16 protein-coding genes are annotated in these 20,631 nt (G+C 73.5%); 8 read left to right on the top strand and 8 right to left on the bottom strand.

The features are described from left to right. Nucleotides 1-83: 83 nt before the first annotated feature. Complete coding sequence (locus tag IE265_RS13905; protein ID WP_190035826.1) at nt 84-2,468, bottom strand: phosphoketolase family protein; 2,385 nt, start codon at nt 2,466-2,468, stop codon at nt 84-86. 690 nt (nt 2,469-3,158) lie between these two features. Here IE265_RS13905 and IE265_RS13900 point away from each other — a divergent pair. Next, the gene (locus IE265_RS13900; protein ID WP_229916189.1) at nt 3,159-4,502 is read left to right on the top strand and encodes a glycoside hydrolase family 43 protein; all 1,344 of its coding nucleotides are present in this window, start codon (nt 3,159-3,161) and stop codon (nt 4,500-4,502) included. A gap of 330 nt (nt 4,503-4,832) precedes the next feature. Continuing rightward, on the top strand, nt 4,833-6,173 hold the full coding sequence (locus IE265_RS13895; RefSeq protein WP_190035971.1) for an AbfB domain-containing protein: 1,341 nt from the start codon (nt 4,833-4,835) through the stop codon (nt 6,171-6,173). Between the two features lie 78 nt (nt 6,174-6,251). Here the strand turns inward: IE265_RS13895 and IE265_RS13890 are convergent, their stop codons facing one another. Further along, nucleotides 6,252-7,079 carry a pectate lyase gene (locus IE265_RS13890; RefSeq protein WP_373302947.1) on the bottom strand — a complete coding sequence of 276 codons (828 nt, stop codon included), beginning with the start codon at nt 7,077-7,079 and terminating at the stop codon, nt 6,252-6,254. Between the two features lie 488 nt (nt 7,080-7,567). Here IE265_RS13890 and dhaK point away from each other — a divergent pair, with 488 nt between their 5' ends. The 3 genes from dhaK to IE265_RS13875 are packed head-to-tail and all read left to right on the top strand — an operon-like array spanning nt 7,568 to nt 9,622. Next, entirely contained in the window at nt 7,568-8,560 is a 993-nt protein-coding gene (dhaK, locus tag IE265_RS13885; protein WP_190035823.1) for a dihydroxyacetone kinase subunit DhaK, read from the top strand. A 47-nt stretch (nt 8,561-8,607) separates the two neighbouring features. Then, on the top strand, nt 8,608-9,207 hold the full coding sequence (dhaL, locus tag IE265_RS13880; protein WP_190035822.1) for a dihydroxyacetone kinase subunit DhaL: 600 nt from the start codon (nt 8,608-8,610) through the stop codon (nt 9,205-9,207). Then, complete coding sequence (locus IE265_RS13875) at nt 9,200-9,622, top strand: PTS sugar transporter subunit IIA domain-containing protein (RefSeq protein WP_190035821.1); 423 nt, start codon at nt 9,200-9,202, stop codon at nt 9,620-9,622. The genes dhaL and IE265_RS13875 overlap by 8 nt, the downstream gene beginning before the upstream one ends. Nucleotides 9,623-9,685: 63 nt before the next feature. Here IE265_RS13875 and IE265_RS13870 read toward each other — a convergent pair whose 3' ends face one another. Beyond that, nucleotides 9,686-10,402 (bottom strand): glycoside hydrolase family 75 protein, encoded by a 717-nt coding sequence (locus tag IE265_RS13870; RefSeq protein ID WP_190035820.1) that lies wholly within the window; start codon nt 10,400-10,402, stop codon nt 9,686-9,688. 360 nt (nt 10,403-10,762) lie between these two features. Between IE265_RS13870 and IE265_RS13865 the strand changes: the two genes are divergently transcribed. From IE265_RS13865 to IE265_RS13855, 3 genes are all read left to right on the top strand, one after another. Then, complete coding sequence (locus IE265_RS13865) at nt 10,763-11,758, top strand: fibronectin type III domain-containing protein (protein ID WP_190035819.1); 996 nt, start codon at nt 10,763-10,765, stop codon at nt 11,756-11,758. A gap of 211 nt (nt 11,759-11,969) precedes the next feature. After that, nucleotides 11,970-12,908, top strand: a complete 939-nt coding sequence (locus tag IE265_RS13860) for a LysR family transcriptional regulator (protein WP_190035818.1) — start codon at nt 11,970-11,972, stop codon at nt 12,906-12,908. 208 nt (nt 12,909-13,116) lie between these two features. Beyond that, on the top strand, nt 13,117-13,698 hold the full coding sequence (locus IE265_RS13855; protein WP_190035817.1) for a hypothetical protein: 582 nt from the start codon (nt 13,117-13,119) through the stop codon (nt 13,696-13,698). Nucleotides 13,699-13,831: 133 nt separating this feature from the next. On the opposite strand, the gene IE265_RS13850 is transcribed toward IE265_RS13855, so the two are convergent. The 5 genes from IE265_RS13850 to IE265_RS13830 form a co-directional block, all read right to left on the bottom strand. Then, the gene (locus IE265_RS13850; protein WP_190035816.1) at nt 13,832-14,386 is read right to left on the bottom strand and encodes a PadR family transcriptional regulator; all 555 of its coding nucleotides are present in this window, start codon (nt 14,384-14,386) and stop codon (nt 13,832-13,834) included. Nucleotides 14,387-14,497: 111 nt separating this feature from the next. After that, nucleotides 14,498-16,513 carry an NADPH-dependent 2,4-dienoyl-CoA reductase gene (locus IE265_RS13845; protein WP_190035815.1) on the bottom strand — a complete coding sequence of 672 codons (2,016 nt, stop codon included), beginning with the start codon at nt 16,511-16,513 and terminating at the stop codon, nt 14,498-14,500. A 968-nt stretch (nt 16,514-17,481) separates the two neighbouring features. Then, complete coding sequence (locus tag IE265_RS13840; protein WP_190035814.1) at nt 17,482-18,252, bottom strand: putative protein N(5)-glutamine methyltransferase; 771 nt, start codon at nt 18,250-18,252, stop codon at nt 17,482-17,484. A gap of 713 nt (nt 18,253-18,965) precedes the next feature. Beyond that, on the bottom strand, nt 18,966-19,706 hold the full coding sequence (locus IE265_RS13835; protein WP_190035813.1) for a GNAT family N-acetyltransferase: 741 nt from the start codon (nt 19,704-19,706) through the stop codon (nt 18,966-18,968). After that, nucleotides 19,703-20,623, bottom strand: a complete 921-nt coding sequence (locus tag IE265_RS13830; protein WP_190035812.1) for a quinone oxidoreductase family protein — start codon at nt 20,621-20,623, stop codon at nt 19,703-19,705. The genes IE265_RS13835 and IE265_RS13830 overlap by 4 nt, the downstream gene beginning before the upstream one ends. Between the last annotated feature and the right edge of the window lie 8 nt (nt 20,624-20,631).

Here is a 20,631-nt window from a genome sequence, read left to right as displayed (position 1 = left end):
CTGGCCGCATATGGGCCGAACATGTCCGCGGGCGACACGGCGGGCAGGACAGGCAGGGCGGGCGGGTCGGGAGGGGGCCCCGCTCAGCCGGTCCAGGTCCAGTCCGCGACCTCCGGCAGGTCGGTGCCGTGCTCGCGGATCCACTCGTGGTGGCGCAGCCGGGTGTCCTCCATCAACTGCCGTACGGGGGCGGCCCGCACGGCGAGTCCGGGGACGCGGTCGATGACGTCCATGACCAGGCGGTAGCGGTCCAGGTCGTTGGTGACCACCATGTCGAACGGCGTGGTGGTGGTGCCGATCTCCTTGTAGCCGCGTACGTGCAGGTTGGCGTGGCCGCTGCGGCGGTAGGCCAGGCGGTGGATGAGCCACGGATAGCCGTGGTAGGCGAAGACGACCGGCCTGTCGCGGGTGAACAGCGCGTCGTAGTCCGATCCCGGCATGCCGTGGGGGTGCTCCTCCCTGGGCAGCAGCCGGGCCAGGTCGACGACGTTCACGACGCGGACGACGAGGTCGGGCAGGTGCTGGCGGAGCAGTTGCGCGGCGGCCAGCACCTCCTGGGTGGGTACGTCGCCGGCGGCGGCGAGCACCACGTCGGGCTCGCGGGTGCCGTCCTCCGTCCCCGCCCACTCCCAGATGCCCGCGCCCCGGGCGCAGTGGGCCTTCGCCTGCTCCATGGTGAGCCAGTCGAAGCACGGCTGCTTCCCGGCCACCACGACGTTGACGTAGTCGCGGCTGCGCAGCACGTGGTCCGCGACGGAGAGCAGGGTGTTGGCGTCCGGCGGCAGATAGACCCGTACGACCTCGGGGCTCTTGTTGAGGACGTGGTCCACGAAGCCCGGGTCCTGGTGCGAGAAGCCGTTGTGGTCCTGGCGCCACACGTGCGAGGTCAGCAGGTAGTTGAGGGAGGCGATGGGGGCGCGCCAGGGCAGCCGGCGGGTGACGCGCAGCCACTTGATGTGCTGGTTGACCATCGAGTCGACGATGTGGACGAAGGCCTCGTAGCAGGAGAACAGGCCGTGGCGGCCGGTCAGCAGATAGCCCTCCAGCCAGCCCTGGCAGGTGTGTTCGGAGAGGATCTCCATCACCCTGCCGTGCCGGTCGAGGTTCTCGTCGACGTCCAGGGTCTGGGCCTGCCACGCCTTGCCGCTGGCGGCGTACACCGCCTGGAGCCGGTTGGAGGCGGTCTCGTCGGGTCCGACGATCCGGAAGTCGCGGCGGTCGCCGGTGTGCCGCATGACGTGCTCCAGCAGGTCGCCGAGCACCTTGGTGGGTTCGTGCAGGGAAGCCCCGGGCTTGTCCACCGGGACGGCGAACCGGTCGAGTCCGGGCAGCGGCAGGCCGCGCAGCAGCAGCCCGCCGTTGGCGTGCGGGGTCGCCCCGAGTCGCCGGTCGCCGTCCGGAACGCAGGCGAGGACCTGCTCGCTGGGGGCGCCGTGCTCGTCGAAGAGCTCCTCCGGCCGGTAGGAGCGCAGCCAGCCCTCCAGTTGCCGCAGGTGGTCGGGGTTGTCCCGGACGGCCGCCAGCGGCACCTGGTGCGCCCGCCAGGTGCCCTCGACCGGCGTTCCGTCGACCTCGGCGGGGCCGGTCCAGCCCTTGGGGGTGCGCAGCACGATCACCGGCCAGTGGGCGCGCTCCGTGGCGCCCTCCTCGCGTGCCGCGCGCTGGATCGAGGCGATCCGATCCAGCGCGTCGTCCATGGCGGCGGCCATGGCGCGGTGCACGGTCGCCGGGTCGTCGCCGGAGACATGGATCGGGACGTGCCCGTAGCCCCGCAGGAGCTCGTCGAGTTCGGACTCGGGCAGCCGGGCCAGCACCGTCGGGTTGGCGATCTTGTAGCCGTTCAGGTGCAGGATAGGCAGCACGGCCCCGTCGTGGACCGGGTCGAGGAACTTGTTGGAGTGCCAGGACGCGGCGAGCGGACCGGTCTCCGCCTCGCCGTCGCCGATCACGCAGGCGACGAGGAGGCCGGGGTTGTCCAGGGCGGCTCCGTAGGCGTGCGAGAGGGAGTAGCCGAGTTCGCCGCCCTCGTGGATGGAGCCGGGCGTCTCGGGCGCGACGTGGCTGGGCACCCCGCCGGGGAACGAGAACTGCTTGAAGAGCGCGGCCATGCCCCCGGCGTCCCTGCCGACGTCCGGGTACGTCTCGGAGTAGGTGCCCTCCAGCCAGGAGTTGGCGAGGACGGCGGGCCCGCCGTGGCCGGGCCCCCAGACGCACAGCGCGTCCTGGCCGCGGTTCCTGATCACGCGGTTGAGGTGGGTGTGCACGAGGTTGAGGCCCGGGGAGGTGCCCCAGTGGCCCAGCAGCCGGGGCTTGACGTGCTCGCGCCGCAGCGGCTCGGTCAGCAGGGGGTTGGACATCAGGTAGATCTGACCGACGGCCAGGTAGTTCGCGGCACGCCAGTGGGCGTCCAGCGCCTGCAGTTCGTCGTCCGTGATGGGGGCGGGCGTCTGCGGTGCGACGTCGCGCATGGTGTTTCCCTTCCGGGTCGGTGTCTCGTGCCGGTCCGTGGTTCGTTCCACCTTCTGCCCCGCGACGGACCTCCGACAGGGCCGGTCGGCCCACTTTCGCCCTCGTTCGGGCCCCACCGGGCGATTCGGGCCACCATGACGCGCGCGCCGCCGGGCGGTTCGGGCCACCGTCGCGCGGGCCCCGCCGGGCCGTTCGCGCCACGGGTCCGTCGGCCCGCACCCGCCCGTTCGGCCCGCCCCCGGCCGTTCGGTCCGCCCCTCGCCGGAGCGGATGCGCCGGTACGGAACCGCCGCAGGACCCACACCGGCGACCCCGCACCGGAGTCGGCGCGCGTACGCCCTCGAAGGCCCCGCCCTCCGTCCGGGGCCTCCCCTCGGAAGGGCGCCGGAGAAGCCCGCGTCCGGTGCTCCGAACGGTGGCCCGGCTCCCACGGGGCGCGCCTGATCGAGAAGTGGCCGGGCATGCCCAAGTTCTTGACGTGCTCACGCCCACGCCCTACGGTCTGACCGGTTTATCGAACTGCGTTCGAAATATCGAGCAGCCGAGGCGGCGACGCACTCCCCCGCGCCGGGGGACGTCGTGCGCATTCGGGACCCCGCCCGCTCGGCCCCCACGCCCCGGAGACGTCAATGAGCGCCAGACCGAGCCGCACCGACCGCCAGGGAGTCCGCCCGCTCCTCGTCCTGACCATGGCCCTGGTCCTCGCCGTGGCGGCGACCGCGACGACGGGCAGCCGGCCCGCCCGCGCGGCCGACTCCGCCTTCGTCATGGGCTACTTCACCGAGTCGCCGAACGGACTCGGCACCGACTACGGCCTGCACCTGGCCGTCAGCACCGACGCCCGCAACTGGACGCCCCTGAACCAGAACAACCCCGTGGTCACCCCCACACAGGGGACCGGGGGCCTGCGCGACCCGTTCATCATGCGCAAGCAGGACGGCACCTTCGTGGTGCTCGCCACCGACCTCAAGGGCACGGACTGGACGCAGCAGAACGAGTACATCCACGTCTGGCAGTCGACCGACCTGCGCAGCTTCACCGACTACCGCCGGCTCAGGATGCACTCGATGGCCACCCACAGCTGGGCACCCGAGGCCTTCTGGGACCCGGGCCGCGGCCAGTACGGGATCATCTACTCGGCGGTGAACGCCGGCGGCCACAACGTGATCATGGTGAACCACACCGCCGACTTCCGGACCGTCTCGTCGCCCCAGGTGTTCTTCGACCCCGGCCACGACGTCATCGACGGCAACCTCACCAGGGACGTCAACGGCGTCAACTACCTCTACTACAAGAACAGTTCACAGCAGACACTTGTGGGCGCGCGCTCCACCTCACTGAACCCCGGCAGCTTCCAGCCCTTCAGCACGGGAGTGGCGCACGGCGGCACCGAGGCCCCGATCGTCGTCAAGTCCCCCACCGACAGCGGCTGGTTCCTCTGGGGAGACACGTACACGCCCAACGGCGTCTTCTACGCCTGGCACACGAACGACCTCGCGAGCGGCACCTGGACCGCCGCCGACCAGCGCACCTACACGCAGCCGGTGAACTCCAAGCACGGCACGATCCACCCGATCACCACGGCCGAGTACACCAACCTGATCGCACGCTACGGCGCGCCGTCCTGGAACCGGCTGAAGTCCTACAACTTCCCGGACCGGTACGTCCGGCACGCCAACTACGCGGCCCGCATCGACCCGTACCCCTTCGATCCGTACACCGACGCGCAGTGGAGGCTCGTGCCCGGCCTCGCCGACCCGTCCGGGGTCTCCTTCCAGTCGGTCAACAACCCGACCCGCCATCTGCGGCACAAGAACCATCAGGTGGTCCTGGAGCCCGACGACGGCACCGCCGCGTTCGACCAGGACGCCACCTTCCACCGGACAGCCGGCCTCGCCGACTCGTCCTGGACGTCCTTCCGTTCCCACAACTACCCCGACCGCTACCTGCGGCACTCCGGATACGCGCTGCGCGTCGACCCGGTCTCCACCGCGACCGACCGGGCCGACGCCACGTTCTCGGTCGGCCACTGAGCACGGCCGCCGGAACGGGCGCGCCCTCCCCGCACGACAGCCCCGGCGGCATCCGGGTGGCACCACCACGGCGGCGCCACCCCCGCACGCCGTCGGCCCCGGAGCGGACGACCCCGGCGCCGACGGGCCCACGTGCCGGCCGCGGGCACGCGTCCCCGTCCGGGCCACCGCGACCGGGCCCGGACCTCTTCGACCCATGCGTCACCGACCCACGCGCCACCGGAACAAGGAGAGCCGCACGTGACCAGAGCAGACAGTCCCCTCACCCCGCCGGACCCGGCCGGAACCTCCGCCGCCCCCGGGCCCTCCCGCCGCGGCCTGCTGCGCGCGATGGCGGCGCTGCCCGTCTCGGCCCTGGCCCTGGGCGCGCTGCCCGGCCTGCTGGGCACGGCCGCCGCGGCGGCACCGCCCCGGGGCTCGGCCACCCGATACACGATCGTGCCGTTCCTCAACAGCAACGACGGCACCGTGAACGTCTACCAGTCGGACGACGCGACGGACTTCCGGCTGCTCAGGGCGTCGGCGTACACCCCTCCCGCCAACCGGATCCGCGACGCCAGCGTCTTCAGGCACACCGACGGCTACTACTACATCACCTACACCACGCACACCTGGCAGGACCCGAGCAGCACCATCGGCTTCGCCCGGAGCACGGACCGCGCCAACTGGACGTTCCTGTACGACTACACCGTCCCCGTCGCGAACCTGTCGCGCGCCTGGGCGCCCGAGTGGTTCGTCGACGTTGACGGAAGCGTCGGCGTCATCGTGTCCTGCTCCACCACGAGCAACGAGTGGACCTTCACCCCTTATCTGCTCAGGGCCGCCAACAGTGCCCTCACCGCGTGGAGTTCGCCGGTGGAGCTGTCGGGCATCGGCGCCAACCACATCGACACGTTCATCGTGCGGACGGGCTCCACCTATCACGCCTTCACGAAGAACGAGACGTCGAAGTACATCGAGTACGCCACGGCCGGCTCGCTCACCGGTCCGTACACGATCAGCAGGACCGGGAACTGGGCCGGCTGGGGTGGCACGCGCGAGGGCGCCGCGCTGGTGCAGCTCGACAACGGCGCGTGGCGGATCCTCTTCGACGGCTACGGCGACGGAAGCTACTACTACAGCGACAGTTACGACACCTTCGCCACCTGGAGTGCCCCGAGGAAGCTGCCGGGCATCTCCGGCACCGCCCGCCACTTCACCGTGGTCAAGGAGACGGTCTCGGGCGGGGTGACCCTGCCGACGGGGGCGACCCGCTCACTGCGGTCGGGCAACTTCACCACCCGCTACTGGCAGGAGCAGTCCGCCCTGCTCAACCTGCCGGTGGTGACGGCCTCCAGCACGGCCGCCGAGCGGCAGGCCTCGACGTTCACCGTCGTGGCGGGCCTCGCCGACGGGAACGGCTACTCGTTCCGGAACGCCGCCGGGAGCTATCTGCGCCACTGGGACTACCGGGCCCGCTTCGACGCGAACGACGGTTCGGCGACGTTCGCCAGGGACGCCACCTTCATCGCGCGGACGGGCGCGGCCAGCGGTTCGGTGCGGCTGGAGTCGTACAACTACCCCGGCCACTATCTGCGCCACTACAACTACCAGCTCCGCGTGGACGTCTCGGACGGCACGGACCTGTTCCGCCAGGACAGTTCCTTCGTCGTCGCCGCGGCCTGGGCCTGACGGGCGCTCCCGGGTCGGGCGGACCCGCACGAGGGCGGGTCCGCCCGGCCCCGGGAGCCGCGGCTCACTCGGAGCGGCTCACTTGTAGGTGATGTCCGACGTCGCGTACTTGCAGTAGGTGCTGTCGGGCCCGGTGCCGTTCTTCGACGGCTCGTCGCCGTCGTCGTTGCCGATGTACTTCTGGCAGGGGACGATCTTCTTGCCGCTGTCCCCGACGACCGTGATGCCCCGCAGGGTCGCGCTGTCCCCGTAGTTGGTGTTGATGCCGACGAGGCGGCTGCCCTTCCAGGTCACCTCGACGGAGTTCAGGTTGATCGTCCGCTTGTACTGCGTGGAGCAGTTCCCGCACGAGCGGACGAGGGTGCCGAAGTTCTTCACGGCGAAGTTCGAGACGTTGAGCGTCCCGGCACCGTTGAACTGGAACACCTTGTCCCCGGCCTCCTTGGCCCCGCCGCCGGAGACGGTGTAGACGCTGGACGAGGAGGAGCCGCGGAACGTGGCCGCGTCCTCGCCGACGTCCTCCCACCAGACGTTCTGGAGGGTGCAGCTCCCCAGGCAGTGGATGCCGTCGGCGGCCGGCGCGCCGAGGATGACGTTCTTGAGCACGGCCCCGGCGGCCAGTTGCAGGATCGGTCCCTGGTCCTCGTCCTGGCTGCCGCTGCCCAGGTCGCCCGTGCCGTAGAGGCGCTTCATCCCGTAGTCCTTGGTTCCGGACACGGAGACGGTGGAGGAGACACCCTCGCTGCTCGTGGGCGTCGGCCAGGTCGCGGCCTGCGCGGTGGACAGGGTGGCACCTGTCGTGACCATGCCAATAGTGAGACCGAGTGCGCCGAGAGCGCCGACCAGACCGTGCCGTAAGGGATTCCTGCGGGGGTGCCGGCCGAGCGGCCGAGCGTGAGAAGCCATGTCCCGATTCCTTCTTCTTCCGGTGGGGGTTCCCGCGAGGGGAGCGAGCGGAGAACCGTGGGGTCGCGGGAGAGCCGCGGGGGGATCGGCGGCCGTCCGGCCGGGCGGTCGCCCAAGTCAGGCAGTCTTCAGATATGCGAACAACGTTCGACATCGTGGTTGCCGTGGAGCGGCCGCGATGCCCGTACGGTCGGCCGGTCACCTGCGGGCCGCACAGCATCGAGCCCAGCCGCCCACATTGTTCGGCATCGCGGTTCGAAATGCCGGGCGCCGGTCACGCTGCTGAACGGGAACGTAGACGGTAAGCGCTTTCTAGTCAACGTTCCGAACAGGCCGCGTCCCGTCGGCCGCCGCACCCGCCGCCGGGACCGCCCGTGTCGCCGCACGTGACCATCGCCGTCCGAGCGCCGATACTTCCGGGAGTGGGCTCCTCGGACCGCCGCTCCACCGGCCGGCGGCCCGGCTGCCAGTCGCATCAGGAGGTTTCCATGAAGATGCTGATCAACGTGGCGGAGACGGTCATCGCGGACGCCCTGCGGGGCATGGCCGCCGCCCATCCCGAGCTGACCGTGGACGTCGAGAACCGGGTGATCGTGCGCCGGGACGCCCCGGTGGCGGGGAAGGTGGGGCTCGTCTCCGGCGGCGGCTCCGGGCACGAGCCGCTGCACGGCGGATTCGTGGGCCCCGGGATGCTGTCGGCGGCCTGTCCCGGCGAGGTGTTCACCAGCCCGGTGCCGGACCAAATGGTGCGGGCCGCCGCCGCCGTGGACAGCGGCGCGGGCGTGCTGTTCATCGTGAAGAACTACACCGGCGACGTACTCAACTTCGACATGGCGCAGGAGCTCGCCGAGGACGAGGGCATCCGGGTCGCCAAGGTCCTCGTCAACGACGACGTGGCCGTCACCGACAGCCTCTACACCGCCGGCCGGCGCGGCACCGGCGCGACCCTGTTCGTCGAGAAGATCGCCGGAGCCGCGGCCGAGGAGGGCCGCCCGCTGGAGCGGGTGGAGGCACTGGCCCGTCAGGTCAACGAGAGCTCCCGCAGCTTCGGGGTCGCCCTCGCCCCGTGCACCACCCCGGCGAAGGGCAGCCCGACCTTCGAACTTCCCCCCGGTGAGCTGGAGTTGGGCGTCGGAATTCACGGCGAGCCGGGCCGGGAGCGGCGGGCGATGATGACCTCCCGGGAGATCGCCGACTTCTCCGTCGACGCGATCCTGGAGGACCTCGATCCCCGCGACCCCGTCCTGGTCCTGGTGAACGGGATGGGCGCCACCCCGCTCCTCGAGCTGTACGGGTTCAACGCCGAGGTGCAGCGGGTGCTGGGCGAGCGCGGGGTCCCGGTGGCCCGCACGCTCGTCGGCAACTACGTCACCTCGCTCGACATGGCCGGAGCCTCGGTGACCCTGTGCCGGGTCGACGAGGAGCTGCTGCGGCTGTGGGACGCGCCCGTGAGCACGGCGGGCCTTCGCTGGGGCATGTGAGACGGGGCGGGGAAGTGATCGACGTACCTACCACGCAAGGAGACCCAGTGCTCGACGCCGACTTCTTCCGCCGTTGGATGACGGCGACCGCCGCGGCCGTGGAGCGTGAGGCGGAGCGGCTCACCGCCCTCGACTCGCCGATCGGCGACGCGGACCACGGCAGCAACCTCCAGCGCGGGTTCACCGCGGTCACGGCCATCCTGGAGAAGGAGGCGCCCGACACCCCCGGCGGCGTCCTCACGCTGGCGGGACGTCAGCTGATCTCCACCGTGGGCGGCGCGTCGGGGCCGCTGTACGGCACGCTGCTGCGGCGTACGGGCAAGGCGCTCGGGGAGGCTCCGGAGGTCGGCGTCCCGGAGCTCGCCGAGGCGCTGCGCACCGGGGTGGACGCGGTGATGCAGCTCGGGGGCGCCGCGCCCGGCGACAAGACGATGGTCGACGCGCTCGTGCCCGCGGTCGACGCGCTCGGCGAGTCCTTCGCCGCCGCGCGGGCGGCGGCGGAGGAGGGCGCGGGGGCGACGACGCCCCTCCAGGCCCGCAAGGGCAGGGCGAGCTATCTGGGCGAGCGCAGCATCGGGCACCAGGACCCGGGCGCCACCTCGTCGGCGCTCCTGATGGCGGCTCTCGCGGAGGCGGCCGGTGAGTGACACGGCGGGCGGCGCGGAGTTGGTGGGGGTCGTGCTCGTGTCGCACAGCGCGGCGGTGGCCGCGTCGGTGGCCGAGCTGGCGACCGGTCTGGCGGGCGGCGGCGCGACCGCTCCGGTGGCACCCGCGGGCGGTGTGGCGGGCGGCGGTCTGGGCACCAGCGCGGAGTTGATCTCCGCGGCGGCGGCGGCCGTGGACCGGGGTGCCGGGGTTGCCGTGCTCACCGACCTGGGCAGCGCGGTCCTCACGGTCAAGGCACTGCTGGCCGAGGGGGACGAACTGCCGCCGGGGACCCGGCTGGTGGACGCGCCCTTCGTGGAGGGCGCGGTGGCCGCGGTCGTCGCCGCCTCCGCCGGTGCCGACCTGGCGGCGGTGATGGCCGCGGCGTCGGACGCGTACGCCTATCGGAAGGTCTGAACCGCGGTCCGCAGGAACGTGGTTGCGGTGGTGCCGTGCCACCGGCCGATGGCACGGCACCGGTCAGCCGCGTCCGAGGAACTTCCGGGCGAGCCGTTCACCCCGGGCGACGGCCGCGGCGTGGTCCTCGATCGGCGAGATCTCCGAGTCCTTGAACAGGATGTAGGTGACGCCCGAGGCGGTACCGCCGCCCCGCGGGTCGGGCCGGATGCCGAGCGACTCGGCGGTGGCGTACGACGCCTCACCGATGATGTCCTCGGGGCCGACGTCGCCGACGACCGCGTACTGCACGCGGTTCCGGTGGATCACCGCGGCGACCGTGCCACCGCCGATTCCGTGCTCGCGGTGGTTCCAGAGGTCGCTCGCGGCGGGTACGACCACGTAGGGCAGCCGCTCGGAATCCAGGTAGCGGCCGTCCGACTGCGTGTAGGCGGTGGCGTCGGAGAAGAGCGGGTCGGTCTCCTCGTTGCAGCGGCGGCCCGGCCGGCCGTCGCAGTCGATGTCCATGTCGGCGGTCCAGAAGACGGCGCCGCGCGTGCCGCAGACCGGAATGACCGCGGAGGTCCCGTCGTCGCTGCGGAACCGGCCGCGCGAGACGGGCTCGCAGTCGCGGACGGCCGCCAGCAGATCCGCCGCCCGCACGTTCCCGCCCGGCGCGCGCACGGCCTGCCCCGGCGGTCCGGCGGCGGGCTGCGGCGCCGCGGACGGCACGGCGGACGGCGTGGTGGGGGCCAGCAGGGCCACACCGGCCGCGGCCACCATCAGCGACTTGAGGCGCACGATTGGGAACCCTCTCCTGGGCGGGCACTGACGGACACTCGGCCCAATCTGGTGGGGGTTCCAGGGCACGGCCACCCTTGGGGGGCCGTACGGTGCACGCCCGGTGACGTCCCGTCGGGGGCCGGGCGGCGGGGTCGTGACCGACACCGGCCGCCCGGCCGCCCTCGCCGGCGCGGGATCAGCGACGACAGCGGTCCGCACCGTCGGCGCGAACTCCCCAAGTTGAGCGCGGAGTTCGGCCGCGAAGAGGATCAGCATACGTAACGTTCGGCGGATGTCGCGAACGACGGCCCTCTTGATGCGGACCCACCGGCGGCCCCATATTGGTCCGGACCAATCCCGTCGTGGGAGGGCAGCACTGTGCGACGCGTACCCCTGCGAGCCGTCGCCGTCTGCGGCGCGCTGCTCCTGACGGCGTCCTGCGGCTGGACCGGCCCGGACACCGGTGGTGGCGGCCCCCTGCCCGCGGCCCCGGCGGGCGTCACCGCGGCGGCCGGCAGCGCGACCAGCGTGCACGTCATGTGGAACCGGGCGGCCGGGGCTCCCGAGATCGACCGCTACGAGGTGTACCGGGGCGCCACCAAGGTGAAGGAGGTGCCGGGCTCCGAGTACATGGTCGACGTGACCAGGCTCAGCCCGTCGACCCCCTACACCTTCTCCGTGCGGGCCCGGGCCGCCGACGGGAGGCTCGGGCCCTCCAGCGCGCGCGTCCGCGCGACGACGCCCGCCGCCGCCCCGGCGGACGACCGGGCGCCGAGCCGCCCCGGGCGGCCGAGCGGCAGGGCGGTGGGCAGCCGTGCCGCGCAGTTGTCCTGGAACGCCTCGACGGACGACCGGGGCGTGTCCTCGTACGACGTGTACCAGGGCACCACGAAGATCCACAGTGTCGGCGGCGCGCAGACCGCGACCGTCGTCACGGGGCTGCGGGCGGGCACCCGCTACTCCTTCACCGTCCGGGCTCGGGACGCGGCGGACAACGTCTCTCCCGCCAGCGGGGCCGTCCGGGTCACCACCGCGGGCTCCGCCGACGGGCCGGGCGGGGGCGCCGGGATGGCACCGACCGGGTTCGAGGCGTCGGCCCACCGCGCCGACGGGGCGTACTACCTCGATCTCGCCTGGGACCCTCCGGAGGCGGACGGCGTCATCACGGAGTACCAGATCCAGCTGGACCGGCAGCCCGCCACGGCCCTCGTCTGGGGCGCCGACCCGCCGCGCGGGAGGGCCACCTACAGCTTCTACGTGGGCCGCGAGGCCGGGGTGACCCAGCGGGTGCGGATCCGGGCGAAGCTGCCGGACGGGACCTGGGGCGCCTTCTCCGCGGAGCGGACCGTGACCACGGGGGGGGCGGGGCGGTGAGGGCGGGGCGCCCGGCGCGGCGGTGAAGGGACAGGCGGGGAGGCGCTCGGGGGCGGCGGGGCCGTGGGACCGGTGGGGTCCCAGGGGCGCGGCGGGGCCGTGAGGACGGGCCTCGCCAGGTGTGACGAGCCGTCGGCCGGCGCGGTCCCGGAACACTCGGCTAGGCACCCCGTGGAGGCGGCGCACATAGGCGGAACCTAGGATTCGGCGCATGCCCCATAGGGATTCCGATGGCACTCCGTCCGCCGCGCCGCTCGATCTGTCACTGCTCCGGACCTTTCTCGCGGTGCACCGGGCGGGCTCTTTCACGGCGGCGGCACGGATGCTCGGCCTGTCGCAGCCCACGGTCACCACGCAGATCCGGTCGCTGGAGGACCGGCTCGGGCGGGAGCTGTTCGAGCGCGTCCCGCGCGGAGTGGTCTCCACCCCGGTGGCGGAGGAACTGGCCGCGCGGGTCTCGGCGCCGCTGGACACACTCGCCGCCGTCACGGACCGGGGCGGGTTCGGGGCGGACGTGGTGGCCGACCCCGTGCACGTGGCGGGACCCGCGGAGCTGCTGTGCACCCGCGTACTGCCCGCTCTCGCCCCGCTGACCGGCCAGGGGGTGCGGCTGCGGATGACGACAGGGCTGACGGACGGGCTCCTGGAGGGGCTGCGGGGCGGGCACTTCGACCTGGTCGTCTCCACGTCACGGCCGCGCGGCCGCACACTCCGCGCCGTGCCGCTGGCCGACGAGGAGTTCGTCCTCGTGGCGGGGCCCGAGTGGGCCGCGCGGATCGGTCCCGACCGGGTCGCCGCCGAGGGGCCCGCCGCGCTGCACGGGGTTCCGATGGTGACGTACGCGGAGGACCTGCCCATCGCCCGGCGCTACTGGCGGCACGTGTTCGGGGTACGGCTGACCGGTCGGGCCGCCATCACCGTGCCGGATCTGCGCGGCGTCCTGGCGGCCGTGGTCGCGGGCGCGGGCATGTCCGTGCTCCCCCGCTACCTGTGCCTGGACGAGCTGGCCTCGGGCGCCGTGGTGCCCCTGCTGGTGCCGGAGGACCCGCCGATCAACACGGTCCACCTCGCCCGGCGCCCCGGCGCCGCCGACAACCCGCACGTCTCGCTCGTCGCGGAACGGCTCCTGGCGGCGGGTCGCACCTGGTGACAGCGGTCGGCCCCGCGCCGCGGTCGGCGCGTCGCCCGCGATGCCACCCGACATCGCCCGGACGATGGAATTCTTCACCTGCCCGGTCCCGGCCCGCATGCGGAACCGGTGATCGTCGCGTTGGCTCGGTCCGAAGGCAGCACGGGCGTTCCCAACCCTCGGCGGCTCATGGGATGTACCGCCAACCGTGCCGCCGGAGGGCAGTCATATGCGTACTACTCGGATGCTCGTCCGCTCCGGCCTGACCGTGGCGGCCGCCGCGCTGCCGCTGGCCCTGACCACCGGGGAGGCACTCGCGGCCCCGACGGCGATCGACGTGACCACCAGCGGGTCGACGGTTCAGGTGACCACCACGTCGTGCGTCACCCGGTCCAGCGGGTCGATGGGCAGTGCCTCGCTGCTCTCCAGCGGTCAGGCGAACTTCTCCCAGGGCCGCCAGGCGACCCTGTCCGGCACCAGCACCAGCCAGTCCGCGGCCTGGTCGAACGTCACCACGGGGACCTACACCGTCGTGGTGGTGTGCGCCGACGGCACGACGGCGGGCACCCAGGCGGTCACCGTCTCCCCCGTCTCCTCGCCCACGATCTCCGCGACGGCGTCGCGGACGCCCACTCCGACACCGACACCGACACCGTCGTCGTCGCCGTCGCGCGGGGTGATGGGCGGCGTGGGCGGCGGTACGAGGGACTACACGACCGTCACCTACGCGGTGGGCGGAGTGCTCGTCGTCTCGGGCCTCGGTGCCGCCGTCTGGGTACTGCGCCGGCGCTCCAAGCCGCACCGGCTCTGAGCCGCCCCGGCACCGGCGGTGAGCCGCACCGCCCTCGACCGCGTCGGCGGTCCGGCACCCGGGTCCGGTCCGGGTGCCGGCCACCACGACCGGCACCCGGCTTCCGGTACCGGCTCCGCGCCTGTGCCGCGGGTCAGTTGGCTCCGCCCCCGGCGGGAAGCCGCCCCAGTTCCTCCAGGGCGTGGGTCAGCCAGCGCGTCCAGAAGGTCTCCAGGTCGATGCCCGCCCGCAGCACGAGGTGCTGCAACCGGTCCTGGGGAGCGTCCTTGCCCGGTGGGAAGTCCCGCTCCTGGATCGCCTCGTACTCCGCCAACTGCCGTGTGTGCAGGTCGAGGTGGCGTCGGAGATCCGCCTCGATGCCCTCGGTGCCCACCACCGCGGCGGCCCGCAGCCGCAGCAGCATCGTGTCGCGCATGGGCTTCGGGTCCTGCGGCGCGGCCGTCCAGCGGGCCAGCTCGGCCCGCCCCTCGGACAGCACCTCGTAGCGCTTCTTCTGCCCGCGCGTCGGCTGATCCGCCACCAGGGCCCTGATGTACCCCTCGGCCTCCAGTTTCCCCAGCTCGCGATAGATCTGCTGATGCGTGGCCGACCAGAAGTAGCCGATCGACCTGTCGAAGCGGCGGGTCAGTTCGAGGCCCGACGACGGCTTCTCCACCAGTGCGGTCAGGATCGCGTGCGGGAGTGACATGGAGTCATCCTAGGAGCGTCGGCGAAGGCCGGCGGCGGGCCCGGACGCACGCGCCGCGCCCCAAGGGCACCACGGTCGTGCGTGCCGCGCCCCGGAGCGGCGGCCGTGCGCTCAGAGCGCGGCGGCCAGTTCGGTGCCCTGCTTGATGGCCCGCTTGGCGTCGAGTTCGGCCGCCACGTCGGCACCGCCGATGAGATGGGCGCTGCGGCCCTCGGCGACCAGCGCGTCGTACAGGTCCCGGCGCGGGTCCTGTCCCGTGCAGAGCACGATCGTGTCGACCGGGAGGACCGTGCTCGCGCCGTCGACGGTGATGTGCAGTCCGGCGTCGTCGATGCGGTCGTACCGGACGCCGGGGACCATCGTGACGCCGCGGTGCTTGAGTTCGGTCCGGTGGATCCAGCCGGTGGTCTTCCCGAGGCCCGCGCCGACCTTGGAGGTCTTGCGCTGGAGGAGGTGCACGGTGCGCGGCGGTACCGGGCGCTCGGGCGCCGCGAGGCCGCCGGGGCCGCGGTAGTCCATGTCCACGCCCCAGTTCCGGAAGTACGTGGCCGGGTCCTCGCTCGCCTTGTCGCCGCTGTCCGTCAGGAACTCGGCGACGTCGAAGCCGATGCCGCCCGCGCCGAGGATGGCGACGCGGTCGCCCACGGGGGCTCCGTCGCGCAGCACGTCGAGGTAGCCGACGACGCTGGGGTGGTCGACACCCGGGATGTCGGGGGTGCGGGGGCCGACCCCGGTGGCGACGACCACTTCGTCGAACGCGGCCAGGTCCGAGGCGTCGACCCGCGTGTTCAACCGGACTTCCACGCCGTGCTGTTCGAGCTGGGTGCGGAAGTAGCGGATCGTCTCGTCGAACTCCTGCTTGCCGGGGACCCTGCGGGCCACGTCGAGTTGGCCGCCGATGTCCTGGGCGGCGTCGAACAGCGTGACGTCGTGGCCCCGTTCGGCCGCGCCGACCGCGCACGCGAGTCCCGCCGGACCCGCGCCGACGACGGCGACGCTCCTGCGCCGCCGGGTCGGCGACAGGACCAGCTCCGTCTCGTGGCAGGCCCGCGGGTTGACGAGGCAGGAGGTGATCTGGCCGCTGAAGGTGTGGTCGAGGCAGGCCTGGTTGCAGCCGATGCAGGTGTTGATGGCCTCGGGACGGCCGTCCCGCGCCTTGTTGACGAAGTCGGGGTCGGCGAGCATCGGGCGCGCCAGCGACACCATGTCCGCGTAACCGTCGGCGAGCAACTGCTCCGCCAGCTCCGGTGTGTTGATGCGGTTCGTCGTGACCAGCGGGATCGAGACGGCGCCCATGACCTTCTTGGTCACCCAGGCGTACGCGCCGCGCGGCACCGAGGTCGCGATGGTGGGGATGCGCGCCTCGTGCCAGCCGATGCCGGTGTTGATGATGGTCGCGCCGGCGGCCTCGACGGCCTTGGCGAGCGTGATCACCTCGTCGAAGGACGACCCTCCCGGGACCAGGTCCAGCATCGACAGCCGGTAGATGATGATGAAGTCGTCGCCCACCGCCTCGCGCACGCGGCGCACGATCTCGACGGGGAACCGCATCCGGTTCTCGTACGAGCCGCCCCAGCGGTCGTCGCGGTGGTTGGTCGGGGCCGCGATGAACTCGTTGATCAGGTAGCCCTCGGACCCCATGATCTCCACGCCGTCGTAGCCGGCGGCGCGGGCCAGGCGCGCGGCCCTCGCGTAGTCCTCGATGGTCTGCTCGACCTCGTCGTCGGTGAGGGCGTGCGGCGCGAAGGGGCTGATCGGGGCCTGGAGCGCGCTGGGCGCGACCAGGTCGCGGTGGTACGCGTACCGGCCGAAGTGGAGGATCTGCATCGCGATCCGTCCGCCCTCGCGGTGCACGGCGGCCGTGATCTCCGTGTGCTGCTCGGCCTCGGCCTCGGTGGTGAGCTTGGCGCCGCCCTCGTACGGTCGCCCCGCGTCGTTCGGGGCGATGCCGCCCGTGACGATGAGGCCGACGCCGCCGCGCGCGCGGGTGGCGTAGAACTCCGCCATGCGCTCGAAGCCTCGCTCGGCCTCTTCCAGGCCGACGTGCATGGAGCCCATGAGCACGCGGTTCGGCAGCGTGGTGAAGCCCAGGTCGAGCGGGTTCAGCAAGTGCGGGTAACGGCTCATCGGCCCCTCCGTACGCGGTGTCGTCCCTCTTGTTGTAGACGACCGGACGAGCTTTATGCAACTAGTTGCAAAAGGAGAAGGGGTGATGTGACGAGTCCCTCGCCGCGCCGCGCTTCGGGGTGAGCGCGAGCGGTCACCCCGACGGGCCCCGGGCCGGTCCGGCCCCCTGTGCGGCGGGCGGCGGCGTACGTGGCGTCGACGGCGCGTACGCCGCCGGTGGCATGCCGTTCCCGCGCCGGCGGGCGGCCTCGCTCTCCGCTCGTTTCGGCTCGGCCCCCGGGCCCGCGATGCGTCCGCCAGGCCCGGGGGTCCTGCCGACCGACCCGAGGAGACCGGAGCCCGTCGGCGCCTCCCTGACCCTCCGCGACCCTCCGCGCGCGCCTGTCGCGCTCCGTACCGGGGCACGGCCCGGCGCTCGGCGCCCTTCTCCACCCGGACCCCGGCGGGTGCCGGTCGACGGGGCGAGGGCCCGGCGGGCGGCGGGCGGCGGGCGGCGGGCGGCGGGCGGAACGGACGCGGGTGCGGGAGGCAGACGAGGACGTGCCGCTCGGGCGACTCCGTGCGGCACGGGGCCCGGACGAGGAACGGGGACCCGAGCGCCCGGCTCGGCACCCGCCGGACACCGGGACCGGCCCCGAACCGGGGCCCGGACGGGGCCTCGGACCCGGACCGGGGGGTCGGAGCCAGGGAGCTGCCCCGCGACCCGGACCCGGACGCGGACACGTCCCGGGACCGGGCCTCGGCCTGGACCGGGCCGGAACCCGGACCGGGCCGGAACCGGGACCAGGGCCGGGACCGGGACCGGGACCAGGGCCGGGACCAGGGCCGGGACCAGGGCCGGGACCGGGACCAGGGCCGGGACCAGGGCCGGGACCGGGGCCGGGACCGGGGCCTGGATGGGCCCGGACGCCGACCGGGACCGGAGCTTGGGACCTGCCCGGAACGCGGACCTCAAGCGGGACCCGGACCTACCTCCTCGTGCCGATGACGACATGCGCGTGCAGGTCCTCCGACACCGCGAGCCGGGCGGTCAGGCCGGCGTTCGTGAAGGCCTCGACGGCCCGGTCCGCCTGACGTTCGCTCGTCTCGACGAGGAGGCTGCCGCCGGGTGCCAGCCAGTCGGGGGCCTCCGCGCCGACCCGGCGCAGGATGTCGAGACCGTCCCCTCCCCCGTCGAGAGCGACCAGGGGCTCGTGCACGCGCGCCTCCGGGGGCAGCAGCCCGACCTCGTCGGTCGGCACGTACGGCACGTTGGCCGCCAGGAGGCCGACGCGGCCGCGCAGCACGGGCGGCAGCGGTCCGAAGAGGTCGCCCTCGTGGACCGTGCCGACCCCGCCGACGTTCCGGACCGCACAGCGCACCGCGGCCGGATCGATGTCGGCGGCGTGCAGTTCGGCCCCGGGCAGTGCGGCGGCGAGGGCGACGCCGACCGCGCCCGAGCCGCAGCACAGGTCCACGACGACGGGCGTCGGGCGGGAGAGCGCGAGGGCCTGCCGGACGAGGAACTCGGTGCGGCGGCGGGGCACGAACACGCCCGGGTCCACAGCGATCCGCAGACCGCTGAACTCCGCCCATCCCAGGACGTGTTCGAGGGGGAGGCCGTCCGCCCGGCGGTCCACCATGGCGGTGAGTTCGGCAGGGGTGCGGGCCGTGGAGAGGATCAGTGCCGCCTCGTCCTCGGCGAAGACGCAGCCGGCGGAGCGGAGGGTGGTGACGACCTGGTCGAAGGAGGGTGGCATGGGAGCCGAGAGCCTTTCGGGAAGCCGAAGGGCGCTCTCTGGGTCACCTGACGCCGGTGAGGTCCTGAGGGGAGAGCACCCGAGCTGACACAGCGGTGATGGGGCTCACCTCCTCGGTCCGTCCGACGGCTGGGGCGGTCCGCAGCCGGACGGCAACATTACACGGCGGGGCGGCGGTGGGCGGCGCCTTCCGTACCGACCCGCACGGCGCCCCCGGGCCGGGCGGCACGGCACCCCCGGAGGGCCCGATCGCACACCCTCCCGCATAGTTGCAGCATGCAACCATATGGACCCCGACCGGGAGGCGCCCCGTGAACGCGGCCGACCCGAAGCAGGCCCCTGCCCCCGACCCGACCGGCCGCTCCGACGCGGCGGAGACGTCCCTCGGTCGGCAGTGGGCGCCCTGATGCCGGCGTGCGGGAGTCGGCATGCGGAAGCCTGCCTCCACCGCCCCGCGGCCACCGATCGACACGACCGTCAGGACCCGTCCGTCCGTCACGACCAGCCCGTCCGGCACGACCAGCCCGTCCGGCCGGCCGCGCGGACTGCCGATCCGACCAGCCCGTTCGCGCGGACGCCGGCCCGTCCGCACGGACTGCCCGAAGGGTGAGTGCGCCGCGGAGAGGACCCCCCGAGGCCCCCGCCCCGGCCGCCCCGTGCCGGCCGGCGGCCCCCGCGCCGCCCCTTTGCCGGCACCCCGGACCCCGTCGCCGCTACCCCACCCCCACCGGGCGCCCGTCGCCCAGCCGCTCGGGCACCCTGGCCGACAGGAACCGCGTCCTGAGCCGGAGGCGGAAGCCCAACGACTCGTAGAGCCTGATGGCACCCGTGTTGCCGGCGCCGGTGTGCAGGAACGGGGTCTCGCCCCGCTCCCGGATGCCGAACGCCACCGCCAGGATCAGCCGGGTGGCCAGCCCCTCGCCGCGGAAGCCGGGGTCGGTGCAGACGGCGCTGATCTCGGTGAAGCCCGGCGGACGCAGCCGCTCCCCCGCCATGGCGACGAGGGCGCCGCCCCGCCGGATGCCCAGGTACGTGCCGAGTTCGATCGTGCGGGGCAGGAAGGGGCCCGGCCGGGTGCGTTCGACCAGGTCGAGCATCTCCGGCACGTCGGCGGGGCCGAGCCGCACGGCCTCCGGGTCCGGCGCGGCGGCCGGCCCGTCGCCGTCGTCGCCGTAGTGCACGAGTTGCACGCCGTCCACGCTGAAGGTCACCTCCCAGCCGTCGGGGACCGCGCCGCGGAAGCCGGGCAGGGCGATCTCCTGGCCGGGGCCCGCCAGGGCGGCGACGTCGGCCCAGTCGGCGGGCCCCGGGTCGTCGGGCAGGGCCAGCCAGGGCGAGACGTCCACCGGGTAGCGCAGCACCCGGCCTCGGCGCTCGGCGAAACGGGCGTGCGGCCCGGTCAGCGCGGCGAACGCGGGCCGGTCCAGCGGGTGGCGCGGGGTCGGGGTACTCATGCGGAGACCTCGATCACGACCTTGCCCCGCGCATGGCCGTCCTCGACGGTACGCAGCGCCTCGGCGGCCCGTTCGAGCGGGAAGGTCGCGGTGACCAGCGGGTCCAGCCCGCCGTCGACGACGAGGCGGGCCACCTCGTCCAGCACGGCTGCGGTCCTGGCGCGTACGACGGGCGAGCCGCCCAGCCCGACGACGAGGTCCTTGCCGCCCGCGCTGATCAGCTTCGTCCGGTCCGCCACGAGCGGCGCCGCGGCCTCCAGGACGTCACCGCCCACGAGGTCGTAGACCGCGTCGACCCCGTCCGGAGCCAGGGCCCGCACACCCGCCGCGAAGTCCGGCCCCGACAGTACGTGCTCGGCCCCCAGCGCCTCGACGAGGTCCTTCTTGCCCGCACTCGCGACGCCGACGACACGCAGCCCCTGGCCGCGGGCGATCTGGACCGCCGCCACGCCGACGCCACCGCCCGCGCCCGTGACCAGGACCGTCGCCCCAGCCGGCAGGCCGAGCTGGCGCACGCCGTCGTAGGCGGTCGCGGCGGCGACCGGCAGGGCCGCCGCGTCCGCGAAGGAGATCCCGGCGGGCTTGTGCGCGGTCACCGCCACGGGCAGCAGGGCGTACCGGGCGTAGCCGCCTGCCACCGGATTGCCGAAGACCGCGTCCCCGGGTGCGAAGCCCGTGACGCCCTCACCGACCTCCTCGACGACTCCGGAGACCTCGTTGCCGAACACCGCGGGCAGCTCGCGCGGCCCCTCTCCCGGGCGCCGGTGGCCGGTGCGCTGTTTCCAGTCGACCGGGTTCACACCCGCCGCGCGCACGGCGACCAGGAGTTCGCCGGGGCCCGGCACGGGTCTGGCGATGTCGACGAGTGCCTCGGTCTCGGGGCCTCCGTACCGGGTGAAGACGTACGCCTCGGGCATTGCTCCGT

Origin of the sequence: Streptomyces fructofermentans (genome assembly GCF_014651055.1) — a bacterium.
Classification (GTDB): Bacteria; Actinomycetota; Actinomycetes; order Streptomycetales; family Streptomycetaceae; genus Streptomyces; species Streptomyces fructofermentans.
Note: the sequence above shows the minus strand (reverse complement) of the source record. Positions and strands in the feature narration are given on the sequence as shown.